The sequence below is a fragment of the Mesorhizobium sp. M0001 genome (genome assembly GCF_040324255.1).
Classification (GTDB): Bacteria; Pseudomonadota; Alphaproteobacteria; order Rhizobiales; family Rhizobiaceae; genus Mesorhizobium.
In genome coordinates this window covers 588,309-605,954 of sequence record NZ_JAMYVS010000001.1, presented here as the reverse complement: position 1 = coordinate 605,954, position 17,646 = coordinate 588,309, and the positions used below count along the sequence as shown (strand labels likewise).

Below are 17,646 nucleotides of genomic sequence, written 5' to 3'. Positions count from 1 at the left end.
CGGGACTTCGCTCAACGGACTTCTTTAACGGACCTGGCTTTTGACGAAATCCTTCACGATCCCCACGATGCCGCGCGACAGCAGGCTATCGAAGGCATCGACGAAATGGTCGACATGCTCGCGCTGGCAGATCAGCGGCGGCTCGAGACGGATGACGTTGCGGTTGTATTCGGTGAAGGCGACGAGCACGTCATAGTCGCGCAGCAACAGCGCGCCGACGAAGCCCGACAGCGAGCCCTTCAGCTTGTCGTCGAGGACGCTGACGATCGGACGCAGCACCATCGGCAAGGTCTGCGAGAAGTCGTGGAACTCGAGGCCGACCATAAAGCCTTTGCCGCGCACATCCTTGATGATCTTCGGGTACTTCTCCTTCAGCGCCTGCAGGCGCTGCAGCAGATAGTCGCCGGTAGTGGCGGCGTTGTCGATCAGCCCCTCATCATAGAGCACGTTGATGCCCTCGATCGCGGTGACGCAGGCCTCGCCCATGCCGCCAAAGGTGGCCATGGCATGGATCATCGCCGTCTTCGGCGTGCCATAGGCCTTCATATAGACCTCGCGCCGGGCGATCATCGCGCCGACCGCCGCCTTGCCGGCGCCGAGCGATTTCGCCAGCGCCGTCACATCGGGCACGACGCCATAATGCTCGAAGGCATAGAAGCGTCCCGAACGGCCATAGCCGCACTGCACTTCGTCCGCCACCCACAGCACGCCATACTGGTCGCAGAGCACGCGCAATTTCTGCCAGTATTTGGCCGGCGCCTGGATGATGCCGCCGCCGCCCTGGATTGTCTCAAGCACTATGACGCCGACCTCCGGGTCGGAGCGGAACAGCCGCTCGACCGCTTCGATATCGGCGAACGGAATGCGAACGGTGTTCTCAGCCATCTTGAAGTCCGCGCGGTAGAGCTGGCCATCGGTAATGCCGAGCACGCCCTTGGTCTTGCCGTGGAAGGAATTCTCGGCATAGACGACCTTCGGCCGCTTCGGCCCGGCGGCGCGCTCGGCGAGCTTCACCGCCGCTTCCATCGCTTCCGAACCCGACGAGCCCAGAAATACCATGTCGAGATCGCCGGGCGAGCATTTGGCGATGTTGTGCGCCAGCGCCGATGCATATTGCGACATGAAGGCGATGGCGATTTCCTGGCGCTTCTCCTCCTGGAATTTGCGCCTGGCCTCCAGGATGCGCGGATGGTTGTGGCCGAAGGCCAGCGAACCGAAGCCGCCGAAGAAGTCGAGAATCTTGCGGCCGTTCTGGTCGATGTAGAACATGCCTTCGGCACGCTCGATCTTGATCTTGTGGAAGCCGAGCAGCTTCATGAAATGCAGCTGGCCCGGATTGAGATGCGCCTTGAACAAGTCGGTCATGCGCGCAACATCCATCGCCTTCGCCTGCTCGACGCTGATCAGGTCGGGCTTGGCGATGGCGGTAGGCGACAACGCCGGCGCGCCGACCATGGTGCGCGCGTTCGTCTGCTCAGGCTTGGCCATGACGGTCATTTCGGAGTTCTCCTGGTCGTCCCACCTATTCGGCGGGGACATGATTTGCGGTGACGGCAAGCCCGTCTTTCTTGGCGCGGTATTCGCTGTAGGCGGCGATCAGCATGTCCTCGTCGCGATATTGCGGCACCCAGCCGAGCTGGCGCTCGGCCTTGGATACGTCGAGCACGCACTCCTCATCGGCGATCAGATATTGTTCGGGATCCATGATCGGCATGTTCATGAGATCGAGCAGGTCGAGGGTGCGCTTGACCGCCCAGCCCGGCGTCGGGATCAGCAGCGATTTCGAGCCGGCATGCTTGATCAGGTCGCCCAGCAATTTCTTCACCGGCGGCGGATTGAGGGAGCCCAGATTATAGGCCTGGTTGGGCACGCCTGCCTTCCAGGCCGCGCGGGCAGCTTCCGCGCAATCGAACACCGAGATGAACTGATAGGGGTTCTTGCCCGAGCCGATCATCGGCACAGGAAAATTCCAGTCGATCAGTTTGAACAGCTTTTCCAGGATCCCGAGCCGGCCGGGACCGATGATCAGACGCGGGCGAAACAGCGAGATCGACATGCCGCGCTTGCGCCATTGAGCGGCGAGCTCCTCGGTCTTCTGCTTCGACCAGCCATATTCGCCGAGCGGTGCGACCGGGTGCTCCTCGGTCATCGGCTGGGTGACCGTGTGGCCGTAGATCATGTCGGTGGTGTAGTGGACGAGCTTGGACGCGCCGGCCTTGTCCATCGCCTGCATGATGTGTTCGGTGCCGTGGAAATTCACCGGAAAGAAGAAGTCGTGACGCTTGGCCCGCACCTGGATCGGCGACAGCATTTTGGCCGACAGGTTGTAGACCATGTCGTCGGCCTTCAATCCGATGTTGGCCACCGAGGCCGTATCCGTGACATCGCAGGTGACGAAGCGAACGTTGCGATAGTGCGTCAGGTCGCTCTTGACGATGTCGGCAACGACAACCTCTTCCCCATCGGCCACAAGCTTCGGGGCAAGATGACGGCCGACGAAGCCGTCGCCGCCGAAAATAACATGTCTCATCGAACGATCTCGCTGGTCTTGTCGGGGATGATGGAAGCGGTTTGGTCGTCATGCCCGCTCCCGCCCAAGTCTCGACCGCTTTGCGCGATCAGCACGGTGCCGATGCAGATGAAGGCGATGCCGGCAATGCGCCAGGCATTGAGGTCCTCGCGGAAGATGAAATAGGCGAAGATCGCAACCGCGACATAGGCAAGGCTGAGGAACGGATACGCAAAGCTGAGCTCGACCTTGGACAGCACATAGAGATGCGAAGCCATCGAGATGACGAAGGTGCACAGGCCGAGAAACACCCATGGGCTGAAAACGACCTGCAACAGCCTCAACAGCGGATTGGTGCCTTCGAACGAAATCGGCCCGAGTGACATCATGCCTTGCTTCAGCATCAGCTGCGCGGCGGCATTGGTCATGACCGTGAACAGAATGAAGACGATGTATTTCATATTTTGCACCCGCCACTCGCAACGGTCGTATTACGAACCTGCAAACATTTCATGAAGTCACGACAATGCTTTGAGTAAACCACGGAAATTACGATCTATTCACCATGACTTATTCGGATTGTACCTATTCAGCTGCCTCGACACGCCCTGGCCGGACGTTGAGCTTTTTCGCCGTCCGCAGCCAGAAACTGGACACGAACGCCGGGTCGCGCAGCGCTTCAAGCCGCTGCCAATTCGGGAAGGAGGCCGCGAAAGTATCAGCGCCCATGCGCGCATCCTTGTACGGGTTGACCGCGCCGCCGGCCGCGACCGTGATGCCGTCGAGTTCGCTGAGCAGGGCCAGCGTCCTGTCGCCGCGATTGGGGAAATCCAGCGTCAACGTGAAGCCTGGCCGCGGAAAAGACAGCAGCCCCGGCGAGCGGATCGAGCCGAAGCGCTTCAACACGGTGAGGAAAGAGCCCTGCCCGGCCCGTCGCGCCGCCTCGAGCAGCGCCGGCACGGTCTGGCGCGCGACATTTTCCGGCACCAAGCTCTGGTGCTGGTAGAGACCTTTCGGGCCATACAGCCGATTCCAGTCGCCGACACCATCAAGCGGAAAGAAAAAGCCCTGGTAGCCGGTTTGGCTCGGCCCCGGCGAGCGCCCCTTCTTCCACCGATAGGCGGCGTTGAAGGCGGTGAGGAACGGCCGGTTGAGCACATTGAACGGCGGCTGGAACGGCACTGAAAAACGGGAGCCGGCGCGAGACGCCGCATGCGAGCCATACTCGGCATGATTGCCTGTCAACAACAGGCCGCGCCCGCGGCCATGGCCGCCGGCAAGCTGGTCGATCCAGGCGACGGCATATTCATTGGCCTGGTCGGCGGCCTCGGCCAGTTCGAAGAATTCGCCGAGATCGGCAAACCGCGTTACCTTCTCGGCGATATCGAGCGAATGCACCCGCATCAGCCGGATCGAGGCCGACAGGATCAGGCCGGTCAGCCCCATGCCGCCGATCGTCGCCGCAAACAGCCTTGCATTGTCGGTTGCCGAGCAGGTGTAGGTCCGCCCGTCCGAGCGCAGCAGCGTGAACGACTCGACATGGCAGCCAAAGGTGCCGCGCCGGTGATGGTTCTTGCCATGGACGTCATTGGCGATCGCGCCGCCAAGGGTGACGAACTGGGTGCCTGGGACGACAGTCGGAAAGAAACCGTAAGGTGCAGTGTGCGCAATGATATCGGAGAGGAACACGCCGGCCTCCGCCTCGAGCAGGCCGGTCTCGGCATTGAAGGCGCCGATGCGGTTCAGCGGCCGCATGTCCACGACCGCACCTGGCCCGTTCTGGCAGGAATCACCGTAGGAGCGGCCATTGCCATAGGCGAGCAGAGCGTTCTTTGTCGCCTTGCCGCTTCGCATCAGCGCGATGGCATCGTCGGCCGCGATGGCTCGCTTTGCGGCCGGCGTGGCGAGGCCAAAACTCCGGTACCGTTCGCCGGCCATGCCCTACCAGCCTCCCGCGACCAGAAGGGCGGCGCCGATCACCACGACGATCTGGCTTCGCCAGTCGCGAATGATGAAGATGACCGGATCATCATTCATCTCGTTGCGGCGCGCCAGGATCCAGACCCGCATGGTCAAATACAGCACGATCGGCGCCAGCGGCCAGACCAGCCTGGGATGCGGATAGAGTTCGCGCACGGAGACGCTGTCCATGTAGAGCGCCAGCACCAGCGCCGAGGAGAAGGCCGACGCCATGCCCGCCTGGGCGACGATCTCCTGATCTTCGATGCGGTAGCCGCGACCGGCAATGCGCTCGCCCACCGGAATGGCTGTGGTGCGCAGTTCGACATAGCGCTTCACCAGCGCCAGCGACAGGAAGAAGAAAATCGAGAAGGCGAGCAGCCAGAACGAGACTTCGACCCCGGTCGCCGCAGCACCTGCCAGCACACGCACTGTGTAGAGCCCCGCCAGCGTCAGTACGTCGGCCAGGAGCATGCGCTTGAACGACAGCGAATAGGCTGTGGTCACCACCAGATAGCCGGCGAGCACGCCCAGGAACTCGATCGGCAACAGAAGCCCGGCGGCGATGCCGATCGTCAGCAGAGCGGCCATCGCGCCGAGACCGAACGGTATCGACAGCGCGCCGCTGGCGAAAGGCCGGTTGCGTTTGGTCGGGTGCTTGCGGTCAAGCGCAAGGTCGAAGAAATCGTTGAGGATGTAGATGGCGGAAGCCACGGCGCTGAAGGAGACGAACGCCAGCAGGCATTGCCAGATCATGTTGATGTTGAAGTATTCATGCGACAGCACCATCGGCACCGCTATCAGCGAATTCTTCAGCCACTGATGCACCCGCAGCATCTTGACGAATGTCTTCAATGTCCTTTTCGGCGCCGGCATCCTTTCGGCGCTATGCGCGGCCTGCCAGCGCCTCGCATGGCGGTCGGGCGCCACGACGATGGCGTTGCGTGCGGCTCCGAAAACCTTGAGGTCGTGCCGGCTGTTGCCGGCATAGTCGAAACCGCCGTCGCCATAGGCGGCGATGAGCGCGTCGCGCTTGCGGCCCGAGGTCATGTTGTGGGGACCGTCGGTCGCCAGCACATAGTCGAAGACGCCCAGATGCGCGGCGATCGCCTCGGCGAACTTGCGTGGCGTACCGGTCGCCAGCACGATCTTGCGTCCGTCGCTATGGTCGGCGCGCAGCCGCTGCAGCAGCGCTTCGCGATAGGGCAGCGAGGCCGGATCGATGTCGATGCGGTCTGCGATCGCTTGTTTCAGCCGCGCCGGGCCGGCGGCCAGCCAGAACGGAACCAGGAAAACATAGAGCGGATTCTTCTTGAGCAGGATGAACAGGCCTTCCCAAAGAAGATCGGTCGCAATCAGCGTGCCGTCGAGGTCGACCGCAAGCGGGATTGCGTTCTTGTCCGACCGCGCATCCATGTCCGTTCTGCCCTATTCATAACCGGTTGCGCCGTGTTTCGGCGTCTTCGCACCGGTATAGCGGCGGAACGGCGTATTGAACGTTAAAACGCACGGTTGCCGCCGGTAGGCGCCACGATATTTCCCGCGTCATTGTTAAGCAATCGCTACCGCGAACAATAAAAGGCCGGGCATTGCCCGGCCTCTACTACATCTGCCTGCCGACTTTACTTGATGCGGGCAACGCCACCCGAGATTTCGACCGTTTCCGAGCCGGTCAGGGCCTCGAGGTCACCATTGGGCAAGGTGACAAAACAGCCGTTCGGGCAGAATTCCACGGTTTCGCCAGCGGCCAGCGCCAACTCCGTCTTGCCGCCGCCTTCCGTCACGATCAGCGTACGGGTCTCAGCATCCTTGTTGACCGCGCTGGCGGCAAAGGCCGAGCCACTCGCTGCGGTAAGAGCGATGGCGACGACGAGCGACTTCCACATTTTGCAATATCGGTGTTTCCACACCGCCTCTGTTGCATTTCGCAAGGCATTCTCGCCTTTGCATGTGAGCTTATATGAGATGCAAGCTGAACCGCAACTGAATGCCGCATTCATGCCGCAATCGGTTTGGGAGGAGCTTGGGGCCTAGCTGGGATCGGGTTTGCGGGCCTTGCGACCAGTTTTGGCCAGCCGCTTCGCCTCGGTGGCGGCTCTGGCCTCCGCCTGCTCCTTCTCGGCGAACTCGACTTCGATCTTGTCGTCGTCGATCGGCCATGCGTCGGTCTGCTTGACCTTGACCTCGGCGCGCGGCGTCGAGGGGATTTCTATGTGCTCGGCGTCAAAAGCATCGAGAACGGCAAAGCGGATATCGTTCTGAACGATGGCGCCGTTCAGCACATCGGCCAGGAACACGCGGATCTCGAACTCGAGTGCTGCCGGCCCGAAATTGGTGAACAGCACGAAGGGTTCCGGGTTCTTCAGCACCAGCGCATGGCCGCGCGCAATCTCAAGCAGGACCGCGTGTACCCGCTTGACGTCGCTGCCATAGGCGACCCCGACCTTGATCTCCACACGTCCGAGCTTGTTGCGGTGCGTCCAGTTGCCGACGGCGTTGTTGATGAGGTTCGAATTGGGCAGGATCACCGATTGCCGCTGGAAGGTCTCGATTTCGGTGGCGCGCACGCTGATCTTCTTGACCGTGCCTGATGTGTCGCCGGCGACGATCCAGTCGCCGACCTTGAACGGCCGCTCGGCGAGAAGGATCAGGCCCGACACGAAGTTGGACACGACATTCTGCAGGCCAAAGCCGATACCCAGCGAGAGTGCGCCGGCAACGAGCGCCAAATTGGAAAGATCGATGCCCGCCGCCGAGATGCCGACCAGGCCGGCGAGCGCGACGCCGGCATAGCCGACCGCCAGCCGGATCGAGTTGCGCACGCCGGTATCGACCTTGCCGCGAGCCATAACCGAGCCGTCGAGCCAGCCCTGGAACCAGCGGGTCAGGAAATAGCCGATGATGAAGACGACGATGCCGGTGAGGATGCCGGTGACCGAAATCGTCACCGAACCGACGGTGACGCCTGTCGCCAATTTATAGCCCCAGGCCTGGATATCGCCGGGCTGGAAGCCCCACATCAACAGGATCAGCGGCAGGAACACCAGCACGATCATCAGGTTGATGGCGACGCTGACGACGAGGCCGAGTTGGTCGAGCGCGGTGTCCTCATAGCTGGAATTGGTCTTCAGCCAGCGCCCGATGGACGTGCCGGCGAAACCACCCTCCTCGCCGATCTCGCGCGCCGACAGGAAGCCGATATAGGCGGTGAGCAGGATGGTGCCAGTGACCACGACCTGCAACGAGACGAAGATGGCAAGACCGATATAGCCGAACAGCGCCGCCGCAATCGTGAACAGGCCGAGCGCGACACAGGTGTAGCGCAGCCAGGCCGGCCAGCGGCGCCAGCGCCCAGCGACGTCCTTGTAAGGCTTCAGCAGCGCCATCAGGATCAGGATGACCCCGACGATCACGGTGGCGACAAAACTCCTGGCCACCGTCAGCGACAGAGGCGAGCCCATCTTGTCGTTGACGATCGACAGGAAATTGTTGATGCCGATGACGACTGCCATGGCCGTCGTCAGCCGCACCAGCCAACGCGCCGGGCCGGTCTCGACCTGGATCAGACGCCAGTTCGGCATGCTGGGCGACAGAGCCGCATTGGTCAGGCGGTTGACACAGAACACTATGGCGATGACGGCTGCCAGAGCGTTGAGGAACACGCCTATGTCGCCGCGCAGCACATTGTAGTAGTTGTACAGGAACACCGTCGAGGCGAGGAAGGCGCTGACCGCCAGCGTCGGCAGCAAGGTCGACCAGAACGCCACCGACAGGCGACTGAGATACGTCGGATCTTCAACCGACGCGTCGGGCTCGAAGATGCGCCCAAACAGGCGGCGCCCACCGACCAGAAGCACCACGGCCAACGCAAGCGCCATGAGGGTCGCCGCGAGCATCGCCTGGAACTTGAACTTGAAGGCAAAGCTCAGCCACGACGACACCGCCCTGTAAAAATTGGCGTATTCGTCCCTTGCGTCGGAAAACACCTGCGGGCTCAGTGCATCGGACAGCACATAGCGCTTGGTTAGGCCGCTGCGAAACAGCTCGCTGCGCATATTACCGATCTTCTCGATCAGCGAATTGATGCGAATCGACAGGTTCTGCGCCCCGGCGATGACGGCGTTGATCTCCGCCTTTTCCGACGCCAGCGCCTGGCGCTCGCCGGTCACGATGTCCGGTTCAGGGGGCTGTCCGGCAGCCGGCGGGGCGCCAAGCTGCTCGAGCCTCGAATTGATCTCTCCCAGCCGCGAACGAAACGCCAGCGCGCTGTTCAGCGCACCGCGCGACAGCTCTTCCAGCTGCAGGCGGATCTCGACGAGGGTGGTGTCGTCGACGCCGTCCTCCTGGACTTTCTTCTCCAGAGCGTCGGTTTTCGTCGTCAAACCCTGCAGGATTTTCTGCTGGTCGGCGACCAGCCCGGCAGGCGCCTGGCCCAGCCCCTGCGCCATCGCGCCGAACGAATGCGGCGCCAAGGCAACGAGCGCGAGGACCAGGATCAGGCGAAAGAAGCGAAAAAGCATAATGGTGGCGACTCAAAGGGCGGCAAGGCCGCTTCTAAAGCGGTCCTTGATAGAGACGCTCATCCCGTGGAGCAAGTCGTGGCGAAGTCATGACAGTTGGGCGCCTTGCGGGAGTCGGCCAGTCGAAAAGCCATGGCGCAATCTTGGCTTTGCGCCCGCCGCCTGCTCTATAGTCTGCCGCATCGCACCCGAGCCGGATGGCTTCAGGTCTGTTGGACCTGAAATCATCCGGCTCTACAAATCAAAGATATAGAGCATGATGTCGTCCGAAAACCGCTTCACACTTTTCGGCATCATGCTCTAGGGATGACATGAAGAATGGCGGAATATTCAGCCCTTTCGCTTCTCACGAACGCGCTCAAGGGAAACAAGGACTGGAAGCCGGCCTGGCGCAAGCCCGACCCCAAGGCTTCCTATGACGTCATCATCATCGGTGGCGGCGGCCACGGCCTGTCGACGGCGTACTATCTGGCCAAGGAGCACGGCATCACCAATGTCGCGGTGCTGGAAAAGGGCTGGCTGGGTTCCGGCAATGTCGGCCGTAACACCACGGCGGTGCGCTCCAACTACCTTTTGCCGTCCAACACCCGCTTCTACGAACATTCGATGAAGATGTGGGAGAACCTTTCGCACGACCTCAACTACAACGTCATGTTCTCGCAGCGCGGCTGCCTGAATCTGGCTCACACGCCGGGCCAGTTCGACGACTTGGCAAGGCGCGGCAACGCCATGCGCCATCTCGGCGTCGATGCCGAGCTGATGAGCACCGCCGAGATCGCGCGCCTGGTCCCGGCGCTGGACATGTCGGCCTCCGCGCGCTTTCCCATCGTCGGCGGCCTGATGCAGCCGCGCGCCGGCACCGCCCGTCACGATGCGGTTGCCTGGGGCTATGCCCGCGGCGCCGACCGACGCGGCGTCGACATCGTCGAGAATTGCGAGGTCACCGGCTTCCTGCGCGACGGCGACCGCATCACCGGCGTGCAAACGACGCGCGGAGAGATCCGCGGCAAGAAAGTTGCCGTGGCCGTTGCCGGCAGCACCGGACGGGTGATGCAGCTTGCCGGCATCGACAGGATGCCGATCGAGAGCCATGTGCTGCAGGCCTTCGTCACCGAATCGCTGAAACCTTTCGTCGACACGGTGCTGACCTTCGGCATGGGTCATTTCTACATGTCGCAGTCCGACAAGGGCGGCCTCGTCTACGGCGGTGACATCGACGGCTACAACAGCTACGCTCAGCGCGGCAACCTGCCCATCGTCGATGAGGTGATGAGCGAGATGCTGGCGCTGTTTCCCGGCCTTGCGCGCGTACGCATGCTGCGCTCATGGGGCGGCGTCTGCGACATGTCGATGGACGGTTCGCCGATCATCACCACCGGCCCGCTGCCGGGCATGTATCTCAATTGCGGCTGGTGCTATGGCGGCTTCAAGGCGACGCCGGCCTCGGGCTGGTGCTTCGCATACACCATCGCCAAGGACGAACCGCACGCGTTCAACGCGCCGTTCACGCTCGACCGTTTTTATCGCGGCCTAGTGATTGACGACAAGGGCCAGGGCGCAACGCCCCGGCTGCATTAGGGTTCAAACAAATGCTTATCACTTGTCCCTATTGCGGCCCGCGCGACGTCATCGAGTTCACCTATCAGGGCGACGGCAACCGCGAGCGCCCGCAGCCCAACTCGCAGGACCTCGACGCCTGGAACGCCTATGTCTACGATCGGCTGAACCCGGCCGGCGACCACAATGAGATCTGGCAGCATTCGGGCGGCTGCCGCACCCATCTGAGGATGGTGCGCAACACGGTCACGCATGAGATTTCCAGCACCGGTTTCGCCCGCGGCGACCACAATGCCGCCGCCCGGCACAAAGCCGGAGGCAAGTCGTGAGCCCGCGCCGCACCGAGACCGGCGGCCGCGTCGACCGGCTGCGCACCATCCGCTTCACCTTCGACGGCACGCCCTACACCGGCCATGCCGGCGACACGCTGGCCTCGGCGCTGCTTGCTAACGGCGTCACGCTTTTCGGCCGCTCATTCAAATACCACCGCCCGCGCGGCCTGCTCTCGGCCGGCGTCGAGGAACCGAACGCGCTGGTGACGGTGCTGCGCGGCGAAGTGCGCGAGCCCAACATCGCCGCAACCATGGTCGAGATCTATGACGGGCTGGTGGCCGTCAGCCAGAACCGCTTTCCCTCGCTCGCCTGGGACATCAACGCCGTCAACCAGCTCGGCGGCAAGATCCTGGCCGCCGGCTTCTACTACAAGACCTTCATGGGCCCTGTCTTCGGCCCCCTGAAAGGCACCCGCTTCTGGATGTTCTGCGAGCATTTCATCCGCCGCGCCGCCGGCCTGGGCCGCGCCGGTATTGCCGCCGACACCTCGCGCTACGAGCGCATGAACGCGTTTTGCGACGTGCTGGTGGTCGGCTCCGGCCCGGCCGGCCTGTCAGCCGCCAAGGCCGCTGCCGACCAGGGCGCGCGCGTCATCCTGGCCGAACTCGAGCCGCGTTTCGGCGGCTCGGCCAACTGGTCCGGCGAGGCCATCGACGGCGCGCCGGCCGCCGACTGGGCGGCGCGCGCCGTCAGCCAGCTCGAAGGCCATGACACGGTCCGCCTGCTGCCGCGCACCACGGTGTGGGGCTATTACGACGGCAACACGCTAGCCGCGCTCGAGCGCGTCACCGACCACAAGGAAACGCCCGGCAAGGGCGAGCCGCGCCATCGCTACTGGGCGATCCGCGCCAAGACGGTGGTGCTGGCCACCGGCTCTTTCGAGCGGCCGCTTGTGTTCCCCGGCAATGACCGGCCGGGCGTCATGCTGGCGCATGCCGCCGAGCGCTATGCTAACGATTATGGCGTGCTGCCCGGCGACAGGATCGCGCTGTTCACCAACAATGACAGCGCCTATCGCTCGGCGCTGGCGCTGAGGAAGGCCGGGGCGGCTATTGCCGCCATCGTCGATGTGCGCCCCGAGCTTTCGGCCGAAATGCGCAGCCTCGCCACCGAGGCCGAAGCCGAAATCCTCTCCGGCCATGCCGTGGTCGCCACCGAAGGCGGCAAGGCGCTCTCCGGCCTCAAGGTGCAGCGCTTCGACATGACCTCGGGCGCGCTCAGCGGTGACGCCCGCAGCATCCACGCCGATAGCCTGCTGATGTCGGGCGGCTGGTCGCCGACCATCCACCTCGCCAGCCAGGCTGGCGCGATAGCCGAGTGGAATCCTGCCCGCCAGGCCTTCCTGCCGCCAAAGCAAACGCAACAGCGCTGGCCAAATCAGCAATGGATTGGTGCGGGTGCTTTCAACGGCAGCTTCTCGACTATCGAAGCGATCACTGAGGGCCGCGCAGCCGGCCTGTCCGCAGCGGGCGGAGCGGCTGCGCCGGCAGCCTTGCCGGATGTCGAAGCAGCCCCGGGAAACCCAGATCCGGCCCCGGTGTTCGAGATCAAGGCGAAAGGCAAAAGCTTCGTCGACTTCCAGCATGATGTCACCGCCGAGGACGTGCGGCTGGCGCATCGCGAAGGTTTTGTCTCCGTCGAGCATCTGAAGCGCTACACCACGCTCGGCATGGCGACCGACCAGGGCAAGAACTCCAACGTTCCGGGCCTCGCCATCATGGCCGAGGCGTTGGGCAAACCGATCCCCGAAGTCGGAACGACGCGCTTCCGCCCGCCCTATTCCGCGGTGTCGATCGGCTCGCTTGCCGCCGAACGCTTCGGCGATCTGAAACCCGAGCGCCTGACGCCCATGCATGACTGGCACCTCGCCAATGGCGCAACGATGTATTCCGCTGGCCTCTGGTATCGACCAATGATCTACGGCCTTGCCGGCGAGACGGTCGAGCAGGCCTATGTCCGTGAAGCCAGGGCGACGCGCGAAAGCGCCGGCATCGTCGACGTCTCGACGCTGGGCAAGATCGCCGTTCAGGGGCCGGATGCGGGCGAATTCCTCGACCGGGTCTACACCAACATGTTTTCCACCCTCCCCGTCGGCAAGGCCCGCTACGGCCTGATGCTGCGCGAGGACGGGCTGGCCTTCGACGACGGCACCACATGGCGGCTCGGCGAACAGGATTTCCTGATGACGACCACCACGGCCAACGCCGGCAAGGTGATGCAGCATCTGGAATATTTCCTCGACGTCATCTGGCCGGAGCTCAAAGTGCACGTCACCTCGGTAACCGACGAATGGGCGGGCGCGGCCATCGGCGGGCCGAAGGCGCGGGCCATCCTCGCCGCCTGTGTCACCGGCACCGCGGTCGACAACACAGCCCTGCCGTTCATGGGCATCGTGCGCGGCGAGATATCAGGCGTGCCGGTGATGATTTGCCGGCTGTCCTTCTCCGGAGAAATGGCCTTCGAGGTCTATTGCGGCGCCGGCTACGGCACCCATGTCTGGGAAGCCCTTATCGAAGCCGGCAAGCCGTTCGGCCTGGTCACCTACGGGCTGGAGGCGTTGGGCACGATGCGCATCGAAAAGGGCCATGTCACCGGCGCGGAGATCGACGGGCGCACTACGGCGCGCGACCTGCATCTCGACTGGATGCTGTCGAAGAAGAAGCCGTTCATCGGCTCGGCGATGATGGACCGCGAAGGCCTGATCGCGCCCGAGCGGCTGCAGCTGGTCGGCCTAGTCTCGCTCGACAATCGGCCGTTCAATGGCGGAGCCCACCTCGTCGAGGAACTGGACGAAGCCAATCCGCACGACTCCATCGGCCATATCACCGCCTGCTGCTACTCGCCGGCGCTGGGCAAGCACATCGCGCTGGCTTTGGTCGAGGGCGGCAAGGCGCGCCATGGCACCCGGGCATTCGTCTCCGATCCGCTGCGCAAGCGGTTCGGGCCGGTCGAGATCGTCTCCAACCATTTCTACGACCCGGACGGGAGCCGCATGCATGGCTGAGCGCCAATCACCCGAACGCCAATCACCCGAGCGCCTCTCGCCGCTCGAGCCGGTGTCCCATCCGGGTTCGCACGGCAATTTCGAGCATGGCGTTGAAGTCATCCTGACCGAGACCCGGCCGGGCTCGATCCTGCAGCTGGCCGCGTGGCCGGGCGCGGAAAAGCAACTGATCGACGTGATCGGCAAGGTCACCGGCCTCGATTTGCCCGATGGCGCCGGCGGCGGTCTCGCCAAGGACGGCAAGGCCGTGTTCGGTTTCGCGCCTGGAAAATTCACAGTCGTCGACGAGGCCGAGGGCCTGGCGGCGAGTTTTGCCGGGGACGTAACCCCGGCAATCGGCACGATCACCGACCTGTCGCATGGCCGCACCGCTATCCGCATCGCCGGCCCTAAGGCCGAATGGGTGCTGGCGAAATTCTTCGCCATCGACTTCGCCCTGCCTGCCTTCCCCATAGGCGCCGGCCGTTCGACCACCCATCACGACGTCTTTGCGCAGATCCAGCGCACCGGCGCCGACCAGTTCGATATCTATGTCTTCCGCTCCTTCGCCCGCTCGTTCTGGAAGGCGCTCTGCCATGCCAGCGAGGAGGTCGGCTACGAGGTTCAGTAGGGCCGACAGCCGTTCTGGCCTCAAGGCCAGCCGGGTTCTGCCGCTAGAGAATGCTCCAATGGAAGCCCATGGTGGGGAAAGTGGCCTAACCGGCCCAGGGGATTAAAAAGATCCCGTCTCAGAGTCGGGATCGTCATTTGGTTCGAACATCCCCATGACCGCAGAACTATCCGCCGGCGCCGCGGATCGCGCCGATGTGTCCGCCAGAGCCTTGCTCCTGCTGCCGCTCACGGTCGCCTGCGGCGTGTTCATGACCAGCCTCGACCAGAATGTCGTGGTCACCGCCCTGCCCGGCATCAGCGACAGCCTCGGCCGGCCGCCGAGCCAGCTCGGCCTGTTGATCACCGTCTATGTCGCCAGCCTGATCATCTCGATGCCGCTCGGCGGCTGGGCCGCCGACCGCTTCGGCCTGCGCAACGTTTACTGCTTCGCCTTGCTGGTGTTCGCCGCGTCATCGGCGCTGTGCGGATTGTCCAACGACATCTGGACGCTGGTCGGCGCCCGCGCGCTGCAAGGCTTCGGCGGCGCCTCGATGGGGACGCTCGGCCAGGTCGTCATCCTGTCGACCTTCCCGCGCAGCCGCACGCTGAAGATCAACATGTATATTTCGCTGGCCGGCCAGTCCGGACCGCTGGTCGGCCCGCTGGTCGGCGGCGCGCTGACGACCTACATTTCCTGGCGCTGGATCTTCTTCATCAACGTGCCGTTCGCGCTGGCCGCGGCCGTTCTTGCCGCGTCGCTGTTTCCGGCCGTTACCAAACCGGTGCGCACGCCGTTCGATTTCCCGGGCTTCCTGCTGGTCGGCAGCGGCATGGTCCTGCTGGTCTTCGGCATGGATTCGCTTGCGGCCAAAGACGCCGCCGGCAGCATGGTCGCGGCCGAGCTGACGCTGGCGATCGTCATCCTGACGCTTGCCTCCTTCTACTGCCTGCGCGCCCGCAACCCCTTGCTTGACCTGAAACTCCTGCGCATCCGCACCTTTCGCATCTCATTCCTCACCGGTGGTGGGCTGGACACGATCGGCCTGAGCTCGGTCGTTTTCCTTTTGCCGCTGATGTTCCAGCTAGGCTTCGGCATGAGCGCGGTGCAGGCGGGATCGCTGACTTTCGTCGCCGCAATCGGCTCGCTGATCATGCGTGTGTTCATGCCGCGCCTGCTCAACCGTTTCGGCTTTCGCCGCGTGCTGGTCGTCAACACGCCGATCGTTGCTGCCATGGTAGCGGGCTTCGCCTTGATTGAGGCGACAACGCCGGTCTGGATCGTGCTCGTCTATATCTTTGCCTTCGGCGTCCTGCGCTCGGCGCAGTGGGCTTCGACCGGCAATCTCGCCTATTCCGACATCGCGCCCGACCAGCTCGCCCGCTTCAGCGCGCTCTACTACATACTGTGGCAGTTGGGGGTGGCGATCAGCGTCGGCCTGGCGGCGGCGCTGTTGTCGTTCCTGGCTGGCGGCAGGCCGGCGGTGACCAACGATTTCCGCATCCTGTTCGTGGTCGAGGGCGTCATCACGTTGTGCGCGCTGATCGCCTATCTCAGACTGACACCGCAGGACGGTGCCCATGTCAGCGGCCATGGCGCGCAGATGAACGTGGAATAAGGCCCCGGTAGCCGAGGCCTAGCCGCTGAACGTCACCCACTCTTCCAGCGGCACGCGGTCGGTGCGGAAGTCGTTTTCGGGTTTCGACGTATCCTCGAGGCCGAGCGCCATGCCGCAGACGACGATCTCCTCGTCGGGGATGTTGAGCACCGGCCGGATCTGCCGGTGATAGGGCGCGAAGGCGGCCTGCGGGCAGGTGTGCAGGCCCCTGCCTCGCGCCGCCACCATGATGTTCTGCAGGAACATTCCGTAGTCGATCCACGAGCCCTGGTTCAGCCGCCGGTCGATGGTGAAGATCATGCCGACCGGCGCGTCGAAGAAGACGAAGTTGCGGTCGTGCTGGGCGCGCATCTTGTCGACCTCGCGGCGGCCGATGCCGAGTGCCCCATAGAGCCCGAAACCGTTGGCGCGGCGGCGGGTGAGATACGGCTCGAAGAACTGGGTGGGGTAATAGCGATACTCGTCCCAATCGGCCTTTTCGGCGCGGATACCGGAATTCAGGATGGCATCGGTGATCTGCTGCTTGACCTCGCCCTTGACGACATAGACCCGCCAGGGCTGCATATTGGTGCCCGAAGGCGCGCGCGCGGCGACGCCAAGAATGGCTCGGATCGTCTCGTCATCGACCATGTCGGGCAGGAAGGCGCGCACCGAACGGCGCGAGATGATCGCCTCGTCGACAACAGCCGCGTTATGCGCTGCCAGGCCGTTTTTTTCCAGCATGGGCCGTCCCTTTGCGCACACTTCGAAAGCCGAACCGGCTATAGGAAAAGACCTTGCGCAGATTTCAATCCTTGGTCGCCGACCCGCATTCCCACACCCGCCGCTCGTGCCAGAGCCTTTGCATGAACCTCCAAAATCGCGCAAGCAAATCTTGTGTGCCCATGAAAATTAGCTTGATTTTTTCACGGACATGAGCTCTCATGAAATTCATTTCCGGATTTTCATCAAGTGAGCGTTTTGCCCCCAGCTATCCCCAAAACGTTGCAGGGACCTGACGAGCGCCTGCTGGCGAGCGACATCCGTGCGCTCCGCAAGGCGCGTGGGCTGACGCTGGCTGAGATCGCGCTGAAGCTTGGCCGCTCTGTCGGCTGGGTCAGCCAGGTCGAGCGCGGCCTGTCTATCCCTTCACTTGGCGACCTCAGGGCCTTCGCAGACCTGTTCGGCGTGCCGCTCAGCCTGTTCTTCAGCCACGACGTGCCGATCGAAAAGGAGCGCGGCGTCATCGTGCGCGCCGGCAGCCGGCGCACGCTTGGCACAAGCGAATCCGGCCTCGTGGAGGAGCTTCTGTCGCCCGATCTCGGCGGTACTTTCGAGATGGTGCGTTCGATCTTCGCGCCGGGCGCCGAGATGAAGAGCGAGCAGCTGCGGCCAACCGAGGAAGCCGGCTACATCGCCTCTGGCATTTTCGAGATCGAGATAGCCGGCGTCTGGCACCGGCTCGGCGAAGGCGATTCGTTCCGCTTCGAGCGCAAGCCATACCGCTGGCGCAATCCCGGCACCGAGCCGGCCGTGGTCATCTGGGTGGTTTCGCCGCCTGTTTATTGAACGAGGGAT

14 protein-coding genes are annotated in these 17,646 nt (G+C 63.4%); 6 read left to right on the top strand and 8 right to left on the bottom strand.

What is annotated here, in order from left to right; all coding sequences use genetic code 11:
- Positions 1-24 precede the first annotated feature (24 nt).
- The 7 genes from NKK50_RS02870 to NKK50_RS02840 form a co-directional block, all read right to left on the bottom strand.
- Entirely contained in the window at positions 25-1,455 is a 1,431-nt protein-coding gene (locus NKK50_RS02870) for an aspartate aminotransferase family protein (RefSeq protein ID WP_352500495.1), read from the bottom strand.
- Positions 1,456-1,522: 67 nt separating this feature from the next.
- On the bottom strand, positions 1,523-2,530 hold the full coding sequence (locus tag NKK50_RS02865; RefSeq protein ID WP_023688098.1) for an NAD-dependent epimerase/dehydratase family protein: 1,008 nt from the start codon (positions 2,528-2,530) through the stop codon (positions 1,523-1,525).
- A complete protein-coding gene (locus NKK50_RS02860) occupies positions 2,527-2,970 on the bottom strand; it encodes an EamA family transporter (RefSeq protein WP_352500482.1) in 444 nt (147 codons plus the stop codon). Before NKK50_RS02860 ends, NKK50_RS02865 begins: the two co-directional genes overlap by 4 nt.
- A 124-nt stretch (positions 2,971-3,094) precedes the next feature.
- Positions 3,095-4,447, bottom strand: a complete 1,353-nt coding sequence (locus tag NKK50_RS02855; protein WP_023706098.1) for an FAD-binding oxidoreductase — start codon at positions 4,445-4,447, stop codon at positions 3,095-3,097.
- Between the two features lie 3 nt (positions 4,448-4,450).
- Positions 4,451-5,884, bottom strand: a complete 1,434-nt coding sequence (locus NKK50_RS02850) for a UbiA family prenyltransferase (RefSeq protein ID WP_023691000.1) — start codon at positions 5,882-5,884, stop codon at positions 4,451-4,453.
- 206 nt (positions 5,885-6,090) lie between these two features.
- Positions 6,091-6,354 (bottom strand): hypothetical protein, encoded by a 264-nt coding sequence (locus NKK50_RS02845; RefSeq protein WP_023670370.1) that lies wholly within the window; start codon positions 6,352-6,354, stop codon positions 6,091-6,093.
- Positions 6,355-6,498: 144 nt separating this feature from the next.
- A complete protein-coding gene (locus NKK50_RS02840) occupies positions 6,499-8,988 on the bottom strand; it encodes a mechanosensitive ion channel family protein (protein ID WP_023700342.1) in 2,490 nt (829 codons plus the stop codon).
- 318 nt (positions 8,989-9,306) lie between these two features.
- On the opposite strand from NKK50_RS02840, the gene NKK50_RS02835 reads away from it, so the two are divergent.
- From NKK50_RS02835 to NKK50_RS02815, 5 genes are all read left to right on the top strand, one after another.
- Complete coding sequence (locus NKK50_RS02835) at positions 9,307-10,566, top strand: sarcosine oxidase subunit beta family protein (protein ID WP_023670368.1); 1,260 nt, start codon at positions 9,307-9,309, stop codon at positions 10,564-10,566.
- Positions 10,567-10,577: 11 nt separating this feature from the next.
- Entirely contained in the window at positions 10,578-10,874 is a 297-nt protein-coding gene (locus NKK50_RS02830; RefSeq protein WP_023670367.1) for a sarcosine oxidase subunit delta, read from the top strand.
- Entirely contained in the window at positions 10,871-13,882 is a 3,012-nt protein-coding gene (locus NKK50_RS02825; RefSeq protein ID WP_352543082.1) for a sarcosine oxidase subunit alpha, read from the top strand. Before NKK50_RS02830 ends, NKK50_RS02825 begins: the two co-directional genes overlap by 4 nt.
- A complete protein-coding gene (locus NKK50_RS02820) occupies positions 13,875-14,492 on the top strand; it encodes a sarcosine oxidase subunit gamma (protein WP_050588071.1) in 618 nt (205 codons plus the stop codon). The genes NKK50_RS02825 and NKK50_RS02820 overlap by 8 nt, the downstream gene beginning before the upstream one ends.
- Before the next feature lie 154 nt (positions 14,493-14,646).
- The gene (locus NKK50_RS02815; RefSeq protein ID WP_352543081.1) at positions 14,647-16,089 is read left to right on the top strand and encodes an MFS transporter; all 1,443 of its coding nucleotides are present in this window, start codon (positions 14,647-14,649) and stop codon (positions 16,087-16,089) included.
- 18 nt (positions 16,090-16,107) lie between these two features.
- Here NKK50_RS02815 and NKK50_RS02810 read toward each other — a convergent pair whose 3' ends face one another.
- Complete coding sequence (locus tag NKK50_RS02810; RefSeq protein ID WP_023670762.1) at positions 16,108-16,812, bottom strand: nitroreductase; 705 nt, start codon at positions 16,810-16,812, stop codon at positions 16,108-16,110.
- Between the two features lie 282 nt (positions 16,813-17,094).
- On the opposite strand from NKK50_RS02810, the gene NKK50_RS02805 reads away from it, so the two are divergent.
- Positions 17,095-17,637, top strand: a complete 543-nt coding sequence (locus tag NKK50_RS02805) for a helix-turn-helix domain-containing protein (RefSeq protein WP_023698306.1) — start codon at positions 17,095-17,097, stop codon at positions 17,635-17,637.
- Positions 17,638-17,646: the final 9 nt, after the last annotated feature.